At 49.1% G+C, this 12,945-nt stretch carries 13 protein-coding genes; 7 read left to right on the forward strand and 6 right to left on the reverse strand.

Annotation, left to right across the window (positions count from 1 at the left end; all coding sequences use genetic code 11):
• Positions 1 to 6: 6 nt before the first annotated feature.
• The 6 genes from tatB (at position 7) to H591_RS0102735 (ending at position 5,971) form a co-directional block, all read left to right on the forward strand.
• Positions 7 to 351: a Sec-independent protein translocase protein TatB gene (gene tatB, locus H591_RS14660; RefSeq protein WP_022965411.1), complete on the forward strand. Its 345-nt coding sequence runs from the start codon at positions 7 to 9 to the stop codon at positions 349 to 351.
• Positions 348 to 1,148, forward strand: coding sequence for a twin-arginine translocase subunit TatC (gene tatC, locus H591_RS0102710; protein ID WP_022965412.1), 801 nt, complete (start codon positions 348 to 350; stop codon positions 1,146 to 1,148). Before tatB ends, tatC begins: the two co-directional genes overlap by 4 nt.
• On the forward strand, positions 1,145 to 1,852 hold the full coding sequence (locus H591_RS0102715; protein WP_022965413.1) for a 16S rRNA (uracil(1498)-N(3))-methyltransferase: 708 nt from the start codon (positions 1,145 to 1,147) through the stop codon (positions 1,850 to 1,852). The genes tatC and H591_RS0102715 overlap by 4 nt, the downstream gene beginning before the upstream one ends.
• A gap of 116 nt (positions 1,853 to 1,968) precedes the next feature.
• On the forward strand, positions 1,969 to 3,258 hold the full coding sequence (locus H591_RS0102725; RefSeq protein ID WP_022965415.1) for an MgtC/SapB family protein: 1,290 nt from the start codon (positions 1,969 to 1,971) through the stop codon (positions 3,256 to 3,258).
• A 59-nt stretch (positions 3,259 to 3,317) separates the two neighbouring features.
• Positions 3,318 to 5,489, forward strand: coding sequence for a heavy metal translocating P-type ATPase (locus tag H591_RS0102730; RefSeq protein WP_022965416.1), 2,172 nt, complete (start codon positions 3,318 to 3,320; stop codon positions 5,487 to 5,489).
• 167 nt (positions 5,490 to 5,656) lie between these two features.
• Positions 5,657 to 5,971, forward strand: a complete 315-nt coding sequence (locus H591_RS0102735) for a TRL-like family protein (RefSeq protein WP_022965417.1) — start codon at positions 5,657 to 5,659, stop codon at positions 5,969 to 5,971.
• Between the two features lie 70 nt (positions 5,972 to 6,041).
• Here the strand turns inward: H591_RS0102735 and dtd are convergent, their stop codons facing one another.
• The gene (gene dtd, locus H591_RS0102740) at positions 6,042 to 6,479 is read right to left on the reverse strand and encodes a D-aminoacyl-tRNA deacylase (protein ID WP_022965418.1); all 438 of its coding nucleotides are present in this window, start codon (positions 6,477 to 6,479) and stop codon (positions 6,042 to 6,044) included.
• A 62-nt stretch (positions 6,480 to 6,541) separates the two neighbouring features.
• On the opposite strand from dtd, the gene H591_RS0102745 reads away from it, so the two are divergent.
• Complete coding sequence (locus H591_RS0102745; protein WP_028244125.1) at positions 6,542 to 6,973, forward strand: hypothetical protein; 432 nt, start codon at positions 6,542 to 6,544, stop codon at positions 6,971 to 6,973.
• 78 nt (positions 6,974 to 7,051) lie between these two features.
• Here the strand turns inward: H591_RS0102745 and H591_RS14665 are convergent, their stop codons facing one another.
• The 5 genes from H591_RS14665 to nosZ form a co-directional block, all read right to left on the reverse strand.
• On the reverse strand, positions 7,052 to 7,759 hold the full coding sequence (locus tag H591_RS14665) for a nitrous oxide reductase accessory protein NosL (protein ID WP_022965420.1): 708 nt from the start codon (positions 7,757 to 7,759) through the stop codon (positions 7,052 to 7,054).
• A 25-nt stretch (positions 7,760 to 7,784) separates the two neighbouring features.
• Positions 7,785 to 8,615, reverse strand: a complete 831-nt coding sequence (locus H591_RS0102755; protein WP_022965421.1) for an ABC transporter permease — start codon at positions 8,613 to 8,615, stop codon at positions 7,785 to 7,787.
• Positions 8,612 to 9,523 (reverse strand): ABC transporter ATP-binding protein, encoded by a 912-nt coding sequence (locus H591_RS0102760; protein WP_022965422.1) that lies wholly within the window; start codon positions 9,521 to 9,523, stop codon positions 8,612 to 8,614. The genes H591_RS0102755 and H591_RS0102760 overlap by 4 nt, the downstream gene beginning before the upstream one ends.
• Positions 9,520 to 10,890 carry a nitrous oxide reductase family maturation protein NosD gene (locus tag H591_RS14670; protein ID WP_232362413.1) on the reverse strand — a complete coding sequence of 457 codons (1,371 nt, stop codon included), beginning with the start codon at positions 10,888 to 10,890 and terminating at the stop codon, positions 9,520 to 9,522. Before H591_RS14670 ends, H591_RS0102760 begins: the two co-directional genes overlap by 4 nt.
• Before the next feature lie 100 nt (positions 10,891 to 10,990).
• The gene (gene nosZ / locus H591_RS0102770; RefSeq protein WP_022965424.1) at positions 10,991 to 12,904 is read right to left on the reverse strand and encodes a TAT-dependent nitrous-oxide reductase; all 1,914 of its coding nucleotides are present in this window, start codon (positions 12,902 to 12,904) and stop codon (positions 10,991 to 10,993) included.
• Positions 12,905 to 12,945: the final 41 nt, after the last annotated feature.

Here is a 12,945-nt window from a genome sequence, read left to right on the forward strand (position 1 = left end):
TAATCCATGTTTGATATTGGCTTCTCTGAACTGATCCTGATCGGTGTGGTTGCGCTTGTAGTCATCGGCCCTGATCGCTTGCCTGGCGCTGCTCGGGTGGCGGGCATGTGGGTGGGTCGTATCAAGCGCAGCTTTAATACGATCAAAGAAGATGTTGAGCGCGAGCTCGGCGCTGATGAAATTCGTCGTGAGCTGCACAATGAAGGAATTTTAGAGAAAGAGCGTAAAATGCTCAAAGACACTACTGATAAAGCCAATCAAATGTTCAGTGATAAGCCTTTGCAAAACTTACTTAAAGATAGCTCGCCAACCAAAGACAGTAGCGCAGCAGATAAAGAGCAATCCTCATGAGTACATCGCCACAGCCAGACAACTCAATGCCGCTGATTGCTCATCTGACTGAACTGCGCACACGTTTATTACGCTGCGTAATTTCGATTCTGCTGATTTTTGCTTCACTGTTTTATTTTGCTCAGGATATTTACGCCTTAGTCGCAGCACCTTTACGCACTTACCTGCCAGAAGGTGCAACGATGATTGCTACTGGCGTGGCCTCGCCTTTCCTAACGCCATTTAAACTCACCATGGTGGTCTCGCTGTTTCTCAGCATGCCAGTGATTTTGCAGCAAATCTGGGGCTTTATTGCACCGGGTTTATACAAGCATGAAAAACGTATTGCCGTGCCTTTATTGGTCTCCAGTGTAGTCTTGTTTTATGCCGGAATGGCCTTCGCCTACTTTGTCGTATTCCCAATCATGTTTGGTTTTTTTGCCAGCGCAACCCCGCAAGGGGTCGAGATGATGACCGACATTGGCCAGTATCTCGACTTCGTTTTAACTCTATTCTTTGCTTTTGGTGTGGCCTTTGAAATCCCCATCGCAACGTTTTTGCTGGTATGGATTGGCATTGTGGATGTTGCCACTTTACGCAAAAGTCGTCCTTACGTTGTGGTTGGCTGTTTTGTGGTTGGCATGTTACTCACACCGCCTGATATTTTCTCGCAAACTCTGCTGGCAATTCCGATGTGGTTTTTGTTTGAAATCGGTGTGCTATTTGGCAGCATTATCCAAAAAGAACGCGAAGAAAAAGAAGCCGAAGAATCCAATTCAAGCGCCAGTAACGATCAAACACCCTCAGTAAAATCATGAATTTACTGCTGCTCAGTAGCGATGATTTTATTGCAGAGAATCGGGTACGCATTACTGATCGCAGGCTGCAGCACCTCAACACAGTCAATAAGGCCAGCGCAGGGCAAACCTTGCGTGCAGGTCTCCTAGGCGGCTTGCAAGGTAACGCTCTGGTGCTGTCAATTAATGAAGACGCAGCAGAACTGCAGGTCGACTTCCACTCGCCACCTCCAGCAAAACTACCCATCACCTTATTACTCGCTTTACCACGCCCCAAAATGCTGCGCCGTACCTTGCAAACCATTGCCAGCATGGGTGTGGCGAAGTTGGTGCTGATCAATAGCTACCGCGTGGAAAAAAGCTTTTGGCAAACACCTTTTTTACAACCCGAAGCGTTGCATGAGCAATTGATCTTAGGCCTTGAACAAGCCCGCGACACTGTCTTGCCAGAAATTATCTTAGCTAAACGTTTCAAACCTTTTGTCGAAGATGAACTGCCTGCCATGGCCGCCAACACCCGCGGTTTAATCGCCCATCCTGGCGATTATCCAGAATGCCCGCGCGCGCTCAGCGAGTCGGTAACCCTCGCCATCGGCCCAGAAGGCGGATGGATTCCCTATGAGGTGGAACTGCTGAGCCAAGCTGGGCTGAATCCAGTGCAACTGGGCGAGCGTATTTTGCGCGTTGAAACCGCAGTGCCTGCGCTGTTGGCACGCTTGTTTTAAACACTTAAACTGCAATCGGCGGATGCTGCTGTAGCAGATTGTTGAGTTCTTGCTGCTTTACGACAGTCTGTAACAGCGCATGAGCACTCTGTCCGCTCACCATAATCGGGGTCTCGATGGAAAACTATGCCGAACAGTTTGTCAACGAACAACAAGTTATTATTCAGCTCGCCGTTGCTCTACTACTGGGTGCGTTAACCGGCCTACAGCGCGGCTGGGCCGCTCGCGAACAGAAACCCGGAGAACGGGTGGCCGGCATGCGCACTTATGCTCTAGTCGGTTTACTGGGCGGTATTGCAGCACTGCTCTCCCTCAAGGTCACCGCTTGGGTATTGCCAACCACCTTACTAGCGGTGTGTATTGCTGCGGTCATGGCTTACCGTGTGCGCATGCTGCAGATGCGCGATTACAGCATCACCGGTATTATTGGCCTGCTGTTAACCTTTTGTTTTGGTGCTGTGGCGGTCGCCGTGGACATTACCATTGCTGCCACTGCCGCTGTTATTACCACTATTATTCTCGACAATAAAAACGAAATTCATAGCGCACTCAATCGCCTGCAAGAACATGAGTTGGATGCCGCATTAAAGCTGCTGTTGATTTCCGTAGTGATGCTGCCGCTACTACCCAACGAAGGCATGGGTCCAGGCCGCATGCTCAACCCTTATGAAATTTGGTGGATGGTTGTCCTCATCGCTTCGATTTCATTTGTGGGTTATTTTGCCATGCGGGTTGGCGGCACAGAAAAAGGGATTTTATTCACCAGCCTATTTGCGGGTCTGGCCTCATCTACCGCATTGACGCTGCACTTTTCTCGGCTGGCGCGGCAAACACCACAGATTTCACCACTGTTGTCATCCGGCATTTTACTGGCCTGCGGCACCATGTACCTTCGCATACTTTTGTATTGCGCGATGATTAACCCCGCGCTACTGAGTCACTTAGTTATTCCGCTATTGGTCATGACGCTGGTTCTATATTTGCCTGCACTGCTGATCTGGCGCAAACACCGTAACGGCACCAGAGTGGAACAACCGGCATTACACAGCAATCCGCTCGACTTAAAATCAGCGCTACTGCTGGGCGCACTGCTAACAGTGATTTTGTTGATGGCTAGCGTTTTACAGCAATGGCTGGGTAATGCGGGGATTTACGTGCTGGCCACCGTTTCCGGCATCACTGATGTAGATGCTATTACCCTGTCCTTAGCACGCATGTCACAAAGCGGTCTTGAGAGCACAACGGTTATTATCGGGATTATAATCGCCTCTTCGGTGAATAACCTGATGAAGGCTGGTATGGCGTTTTCCATCGGCGGCCGCGCGATGCTGATGCGTGTAGCGCTGCCGATTCTGCTGTCATTATTGGCAGGTTTAGCTGTGCTGCTGCCAATGTACAGCGCTTGACTCTACCACCGTGGTAGGCTTTTAAATCTAGGCAAAGGCCACGCGTTATTGGAGCATCTATGAAATCTTGCAAAACTGAATGTGGCATACCCCATACGCAATCTGCGCCAGCCGGTTCTGCAGATAAAGACCCGAGCCATGTCAGCAGCGTATTTATCATTACCGAGATGGACTGTCCCACTGAAGAGCAACTTATCCGTAGCAAGCTCGCTACCTTGCCCGAGATTAGCGCAGTGGAATTCAACCTGATGCGCCGCCAACTGACGGTGACTCATGCTCAGCACGCATTCGACAGCATTGTGCAAGCACTGCAAAGCATTGGCTTTAACCCTCAGCAGCAAGACGAACCGCAGACAGCTATGCAACCAGCCAAGCAATCCTTTTGGCCGCTGATCATTGCCGGTATCGCCGCCACTGCTGCTGAAGTTGTTGAGTGGTCAATCGATGACTCTCTCTGGGCGGTGATCCTTCTCACTTGTGTGGTGATTGCCACCGTTGGTTTACCGGTGCTGAAAAAAGGCTGGGTGGCCATTCGTAACGGCAATCTCAATATCAACGCCTTAATGACCATTGCTGTAACCGGTGCACTGTTTATTGGCCACTGGCCGGAAGCTGCGATGGTGACCTTTCTCTTTGCCTTGGCGGAGTGGATTGAATCCAAGTCGCTCGATCGCGCCCGCTATGCCATTCATAGTGTTCTAGAGCTGGCACCGGAAACAGCACTGACGTTAATCGATGGGCAGTGGCAGACCAGTCAAGCTGAAACAGTCGCTATCGGCACACGCGTGCGTTTACAACCCGGTGAGCGCGTACCGCTTGACGGCACAGTAGTGAGCGGTAATTCAACAGTGAACCAAGCTCCGATTACTGGTGAAAGCTTGCCAGTGGAAAAGAGCGTCGACAGTCCTTTATTTGCTGGCAGCATCAATATGCAGGGTGCGCTGGAGTACGTCACCAGCGCCACCCGCGACAACTCAACACTGGCGCGCATTATCCATGCGGTCGAAGAAGCGCAAGCCAGCCGTGCGCCCACCCAGCGTTTTATTGATCGTTTTGCCAAAATTTATACGCCGATTGTCGTGGCCATCGCCTGCTTAGTAGCCATCATGCCGCCGTTATTATTTGGCGGTTTGTGGACAGACTGGCTGTATAAAGCCCTGGTGTTATTAGTCATTGCCTGCCCCTGCGCCTTGGTGATTTCCACGCCCGTAGCTGTGGTCAGCGCTCTGACGCAGGCCGCACGCCAAGGTATTTTGATTAAAGGCGGCGTATTTTTAGAGCAAGGTAAAGACCTAACCCATTTAGCCTTTGATAAAACCGGCACCCTCACCCATGGCACTCCCATTTTAACGCAAACAGTCGTGCTCTATGATCCAGAACATAACGCTAAACATCTGGCAGCCAGTCTCGCCGCACGTTCTGATCACCCGGTGTCGCTCGCCATTCACAAGGCTTTTCTTGATCAGCAAAAACACGGGCACGAGATCAGTGAGTTTGAGGCGCTGCTCGGCCGTGGCAGCAGTGGTCTCATTAACGGTACGCGCTATTACTTAGGCAATCACCGCTTAATGCAAGAGCTCAAATTGAGCACATCAGCACTGCAAACACAGCTCAACGCGCTGGAGCAACAAGGGCACAGCGTTGTTATGTTAGCCAGCGAAGAGCGAGTACTGGCCTGCTTTGCTGTCGCCGACACACTGCGCGAACAGGCTCCTGAAGCCATTGCGCAACTGCACGCCTTAGGCATCCATACCCTAATGCTCAGTGGCGATAATCAACACACCGCCAACGCCATTGCCGCACAAGTGGGGATTGAGCAGGCTAGCGGTGAGATGCTGCCAGAAGACAAACTTAAGCACCTACAACACCTGCAAAGCGATGCGCAGCACGTGGTCGGCATGGTCGGCGATGGGATCAATGATGCGCCAGCACTGGCACAAGCCAATATCAGCTTTGCCATGGCCGCAGCGGGTTCAGACACCGCAGTGGAAGCGGCCAATATCGCCTTAATGGATGCTGATTTACGCAAGATCCCGCAATTTATCCGTTTATCGCAACGCACAGCCACGATTCTTAAGCAAAACATCAGCTTTGCTATTGCCATTAAAGTGGTGTTTTTAGTCTTAGCCATTAGCGGCCAAGCAACCATGTGGATGGCTGTCTTTGCTGACCTTGGCGCCAGTTTATTGGTGATTCTCAATAGCTTGCGCTTATTGAAAGCTAAATCTTAATTGTTTAGAAATTATCAAGAAAACAATTAAAGGAATAATAAATTTTATTTTTAAAAACTCTAATTTTACAGATTTGAAGCACTTCTCTTTTAGGAAAAACGATCTATGTTAATGTTTTAGCAGCTCTATATCTCTAATAGAGCCTCTATAATTTATAAGGATTTACCATGTTAAAGAAAATTGCAGCGACAACAGCTCTAGCTTCAGTTGTATTGCTTTCAGGCTGCGCCACGGGTTACTCACCAGTTGGTGTTGGTCTAATTACCGACGTTAAAGGTCCTATCACTGCAACAGAACTCAACGGCAACAAAACTGGTACAGCTTGCGCTAAAACCATCGTTGGTATCATTAACTCTGGTGATGCATCAATCCAAGCCGCTAAAGCAGATGGTGGCATCAAAAATCTTGCCACTGCTGACTACCACACTAAAGGTTTCTACCCTTTCTTTGGTACAACCTGCGTTAACGTAACAGGCAACTAAGCCACACAAGACCAAGCCAGACTCCATAGCCTTGGCTTGGTCTATTTTTCAATATTCATCCAGCTGTCAACTACACCTCAAGCATAAAAGTCACCGGCCCGTCATTGACCAGCTGCACCTGCATATCCGCACCGAACTGACCAGTCTGCACGTTGGCATAGCGTTGTTTAGCCATTTGCACCAATTGCTCAAATAGTGCTTCTGCTTGCGCTGGTGCTGCCGCGGTTGAAAACCCAGGGCGTAAACCACTGCGGGTATCAGCGGCCAAAGTGAACTGTGAAACCAATAACAAACCACCCTGAACATCAATCAAAGATTTATTCATGCGTTCTTGCTCATCGGAAAACACGCGATAGTTCAGCAATTTATGCAATACTTTTTCCAAAATCCGCTGATTATCATCAGGCTCGATACCCACTAACACCAATAATCCACCAGCAATCCGCGCCACTTCCAAGCCGTCAATGCTGACGCTGGCCTGACTCACCCGCTGCAATAATGCCTTCACATTCGCCTCTCTCACTTTAGTCGATTAAGATACGGGCATGATTCATTACTTAGAGCAATACCATGTCGATACTGCTACGTTCATGCGCACTGTGTATGTTATCTCTGAGCTTATTGGCCTGCCACTCACAATCGCCTATTGATGCTTTGGATGCTGCCGCACAACGCTTAGAAGAAAATCTCAGTAACAAACGCAGCTCTGCCGTTACTGAGCAATTGCATCAAGACTTTAACGCTCAGCAAGGGATGGATAAAAAAGCCGCACAGCAACAAATGATCTTGGCTTTCATGCGCTTTAAAAACATCAATATTCTAGTGGTAAATCGATCTTGTCAGCTGGATAACAGCTATCGTGACCGTGGCCACTGCAGCGCCCAGGTAGCGATTAGTGGCGCACAAGGGCTGATCCCAGAGCGGGCTGATTACTACAAAGTTAGCAGCCAGTGGCAGCTCAACGGCGATGACTGGCAACTCATTAAGCTGGATTGGAACTGAGCACACACAGCCATTCAATAGAGCCTTAAGCGTCTATTGAATGGCTGTGTGCTGGAGACAATACAGATTGTATTGTAATTAATGCCCGCTGTGCGCATCGTGCTCAATAGCAGTATCGGCAGGCGGTGCATCGACTGGCGCAGTAAGCGCTTCACCTGCATGTTCTTGGTCTGCATTGTGCTGACTATGCTCATCAGCCTCGACAGCAACACCGTGCTCATTTTGTAACTGCTCACCATGCGCTGCTGCGTGCTCGTGGCCGGCGCTGGCTAACTCTTGCAGTACGGCTAAATCCATATGCTCCCAACTCAGCACGCGACCACCATTAGCGGCTGCAAATGACTCTGCTGCTTCACGTGTACCAAAGGACACCAATGATGGGCCCATTGCCCCTTGAACCTTTGAGCCAAGCACATAGAAGGCAGTGCGCGCATCAATCAGATGTTCATCTTGGGGGTGTTCCCAAGGCGTTTTTGCCACATCATGCACATACAGCTCGGCTTGCAGGTGCTGGTTTTCCGGCTGCAACCACCAGCTCAACATGTCTTGGGTCGAACAAAACTTACGCACAGCTGTGCTACGACTTTCCAGCGCTTGCGCTTTAGCACCCGGCAGCTCGGTGATAATCATCCCGCACACATGGCACTCATCACCAGACTCAAAGGCCACAGGGCCTACGACTTCAGTAACCTCTGTGGCTTTTTTATCTTCGCTGCAGGCGGTTAAAAAAAGACTAACAAAGGCAAGCAAACACCAGCGCAGTGTAATTCCTTGCATTTTCATCATGGTAAACCCCTTAAATATCATCTAATTAAGCTGTTCGACGAGCGAACATCCAATGCGCCAAACCTAGCGAAGCCGCCACCCAAGCCACTAAACAGGCCCAGAGCACAGCACTGCTGACTGGCAAATCACCGGCCAAGGCCATCACACCAACAGCACTTGAACTGGATTCAAAACCGGCTAAGTTGATCAAGCGATAAATGTCGGCAGGATTGAGTAGCAAGATCCACGGCAAAGCCTCAGGACTGAAAGTGCCCTCACTGATCACCAATACGGCCAGCAAGGCCAAATCAAATACCAAGACAAATAAGAACCACAAACCCAAAGCTAAACCTGCTGCACTGGATTTCTCAGTGGCTCGGCTGCTCAAAACATAAGCTAAAGCTAAAAACACCAAACCCAGCAAAGTGGAAGAGACAATAAAGCGGGTAAAGGCCCAAAGCAGAACGCCTAACTCGACCTCTGGCACTAGCACGGCAATCGCCAAGGCTGCGCAACCAAAGCCAATCAAAGTGGCCAAGCCTAAAATCATGCCATGGCCAACAAACTTACCGAGTAAAATCTGCCCACGACTGATCGGATACGTCAGCAAGAGCATTAAAGTGCCGCCTTCATCTTCACCAACAATCGCATCATAGGCCAATAACAGAGCAATCAACGGCATTAAGAAAGTGGCTAAGCTGGCTAAACTGGCAATGGTGGCAGGGATCGAGGTAAAACCAATTTGCCCAGACGCCGCCGCACCGAACCAAGCGATACCCACAGCCAACAGAGCAAAAACCAAGCTGATTGCAAGCATCCAACGGTTACGCAAACCATCACTCAATTCTTTACGAGCAATATTCCAAATCTGACTCATTGCTGAACTCCTGCAACACCTAAGGCACCGGCTTTTTCCATGTAATAGCAATACAGGTCTTCCAAAGAGGGCGGCTGTACTTCTATATCTTGTGGTTGTAACTGCAGAATACGCTGCACTGTCGACAGTTTATCTGCCGGCGCGACCAGCAACTCATGCCAAGCACCATGCAAAGGCCGGATGGCTTGCACATCAGGCGCAGTCAGTTGCTCAACCGTTAAGCCTGCCGCGCGAATGCGCACCGAGAGCTGCGCTTGCGTGCGCAATTCATGCAAGGTTCCGACGGCTTCTAAGCGCCCAAGGGCAAGAACTGCAGCGCGATCAATATAAGGTTCAACGCCTGGCAGCACGTGCGAGCAGATGACAATGCTGGTGCCTTCATCACGCAAACGCCCAATCACTTGATAGAGTTCTTGCGTGGCAATCGGGTCTAAGCCAACGGTTGGCTCATCGAGCAACAGTAAGCGCGGACGCCCAAGCAACGCTTGCGCTAAGCCTAAACGCTGACGCATGCCTTTAGAATAGGTTTTTACTCGTTTTGAACTTGCAGCGGTCAAGCCAACCTGCGCCAGCAAATCATCCACTTGCTGCAAAGGTGCGCCTTTTAACCGAGCAAAATGCAGCAAGGTTTCGCGTCCAGTCAGTTGCGGATAAAAGGTGACATTCTCAGGAAGAAAACCAATCTGCCGACGAATATCACTGTCACCTGGAGTGCCGCCGAGTACGCGCACCTGCCCACTGGTGGCTTGCAACAAGCCTAAAATCAAACGCACCGTGGTGGTTTTACCAGCACCATTGTGGCCAAACAAACCGAGCACTTCGCCTTCGGCAAGGGTCAAACTAATATTATCCAGAACAGCCATTTGGCCGTACTGCTGATAAACATTGTGCAGCTCTACTGCATTCATTCTGATAGTCCTATTGAAGGGTTGGCAGCGGTACTTACAGGTCGCATCAGCGGAAAGCTGTCTTGTACACCCGGGTACTTCACCACAGGGAAAGCGCGCTGCACTAAACGTAATAATTCGATACTTGGGCTGTGCATTAATAAACGTACCTGCGGATAAATCCACAACAAACGGTCTACGTTATCATTGGGTTCATAGGGCACATCGCCCACACCATCACTGTTACGATCCCAGCCTAAATAGTCACTCCAATAGTTGCCCTTACCTTCATGCGACCACTCTTGGTAGCGGATAGCCACGTACTTAACCTGCTGCTGATTACCAATAAAGGAGTTGTGGTAAATCTTATTGTCTTCAGAGCCGGCAGTCAGGTGAATACCCAAAGCACTGTGCTCGAACTGATTGCCACTAAGGGTATTAAACAGCGAGTTATAAATAAACAGTGCTTTACCTTCCGCACCACTGATATGCACACCATCACCGGAACCTGGCTGCACGGCAGTGACAAAGTTGTTTTTCAGTGTTGAGTAAGTGATGTAATTCATCAACATGCCGTAGTTCTGATCATGGTCAGAACTGTTACCCGTCACCGTTAATTGGCGGCTCTGCATCAAGGCATAACCCGTGCGGGTCCGGGTGGTACTGTTGTTGGTCACTTCATTGCGGTTGGAAAACATATAGTGCACGCCATAACGTAAATCACGCATGTGATTGTTATGGATAATATTGTCATTGGCCGCTTCAATATAAATACCATCGCGGGTTTCCCAAATTTCATTGCCGCTGATATTGGCAAAGCGTACGGCAAATAAATGAATACCATTGCCGCGGTCTTGATTACGTAAAGCCAAATCGCCTTGAATTTTATTATTAAGAATACTGACATTGTGCGTGGCATCGACCCACACACCAAAGCCTTGTCCATGAATAAAGTTATTATCAATCTTCACATTTTTAGCGGTACGCTCAACAAAGATACCCGCATCCATTTGCGTCAGATTGTTGCCCCAGTCGCTGATATCGCAGCCTGTAACTGTCACATCGGCGGCGCGAATATTCAGCGCATTGCCGAGGCCACCTGCGCGCAAAAATGCACCGGGAGCACACTCAAGCGTCATTGTTTGGTCAATCACATAGTGACCCGCATAGTCACCGGCAGGTAAACGCCAGTGTTGCTCTGCAAGTTGTTCTAAAGGTAACTGATGGATTGATTGTAATTTTAAGTCCGCATCTGGTGCGGCTTGAATCTCGTGCAACTGCACATCTTTAAATGCGTCAGGTACTTCTTCTGCCGCATATACGGGTATCACTGAGAGCAGCGCGACACTGTAAATAACTCTGCGAATCATTGTTTCCAGCATTCTCATTAACGAGCTTCCTGTTGTCTAGCCTGCATATAAGCCCCTACTCTACTGGAAAAACGCCGACGCCCCATTATGAGGCATCGGCGTTAGCTTTCACCTGCTTTTATACAGGTTTAACCAACATACGACCAACCATTTCCATGTGCAGTGCGTGGCAGAACCAGTTGCAGTAGTACCAGAACACACCAGGCTTATCCGCCATGAAGGTTACTGATGCAGTTTGCTGCGGACTGATTTCCATACTGACACCATGGTTAACCATGCAGAAACCATGGGTTACGTCTTCAATCATATCCAAGTTAGTGATAGTGACTGTAACTTCGTCACCTTGGTTAACAGTGAACTCACTCATACCGTAAGACGGCGCAATAGAAGTCATGTAAACACGGACTTTATTACCATCACGGATGACTTTGTTATCTGTTTCTAGTGTGATGCCGTCTTTCTTCGCACGCGCTACAGTCGCAGCGAAATACGGGTCATCACGATCCCAAACTTTCTTGGTTTTGATCTGATCACGGCGCGCCATAATCGCATCATGCGGTTCAGCATAGGATGGACCATCATGGACGATCTTCATTTCATCGCCAGAAATATCAATCAACTGATCATTCTCTGGGTGTAATGGACCAACCGGTAAGAAACGGTCTTTAGAGAACTTACTCAATACCAACAGCCATTTGCCGTCTGCATCTTTGGTTTCAGTTAAAGACGCGTGGTTGTGGCCTGGCTGGTAGTGCACATCAAGCTTTTGCTTAATGTAGTTCACTTTTTCGCCTTTATAAGAGCGTACTGCTTCTGCCATGTTCCACTTCACCACTTGGCTGTCAATAAACAGTGTGGTGTAAGCATTACCGCGACCATCGAAGGTCGTGTGTAATGGACCAAGACCCAACTCTGGCTCACCAACAATGACATCACGCTCATCAGCAAATTTGTCATTAAACAAATCATCGAGCATATCAATGGCAATCATTGAGCAAGTTGGCGACAGCTTACCGTTGGCAATGAAGTACTTACCATCGGGTGAAGTGTTCAGACCATGTGGGTTTTTTGGTACTGGCACATAGCGGGTAACGCGGGCGTTTTTGCCTTCTTTCTTACGACCATCAACCACTGGCACTTTTGAGTCGCCGAGAGTGATAAAACGGCCAGCTTTGATTTCTTCTTCAATGCGCGGAATGTTGAAGATGGTGACCCAGTCACGCTCATTGCGCATCATACCGGCGATATCGTAAGCGCCTTCTGAGTTGTAGCAGGTGGCTGCAGCATATTTACCAGTGTAGCACGCATCAGTGTTATCCAGGTTACCGTCAACAATCACCTGCCATGCAACTTCCATGGTTTCGGCATCAATGGCGTTATACATGGTGTACTTTTCCGCAGCATCGAGATTGTCGAGGTTGGTACCATCATTCGGGTGCGGAATGATGAATTCTGCGTTGCAGAAGACATACTTGGTGTAAGGCACTTTCTGCAAACGTAAACCGTGGATCGATTGTACGTTAGGAATCGTGGTGATTTTGTCGCACTTCATGATGTCTAAACGAATACGCGCAACACGGGTGTTAGCTTTATCGTTAATAAACAGGTATTTACCGTCGTAGCTACCATCGGTCATAGAAATGTGTGGGTGGTGACAGTCGCCATTCATAAACTTAGCGCTTTCACCCAGTACGGCTTTACTTTCGTTGGTAATACCCCAACCGACGGCACCGTCCATATTAAAAACGGGGATACGCATCAGTTCACGCATGGATGGCAGGCCCATCACGCGCACTTCACCTTGGTGACCACCGCTTAAGAAGCAGTAGTAATCATCCAACTCGCCAGGGCCAACGTGGGCTTTGTTTTTTGCTTCTTTAACTGCAGCCGCCCAAGTTTCACGGCTCATTACAGAAGAACCGATCGCGGTCGCGCCAGCTAAAGTTGCACCGGTGACTGCTGTCGCGCCAAGAAAGCCGCGTCGACTTAAGCCAGTTTTTTCAATCTCTGTTGTAGTTTTCTTTTCGCTCATGACAGATACATCTCCTTGGTAATTTGCCTTAATTTGGACGG

Source organism: Denitrificimonas caeni DSM 24390, assembly GCF_000421765.1.
Taxonomy (GTDB): domain Bacteria; phylum Pseudomonadota; class Gammaproteobacteria; order Pseudomonadales; family Pseudomonadaceae; genus Denitrificimonas; species Denitrificimonas caeni.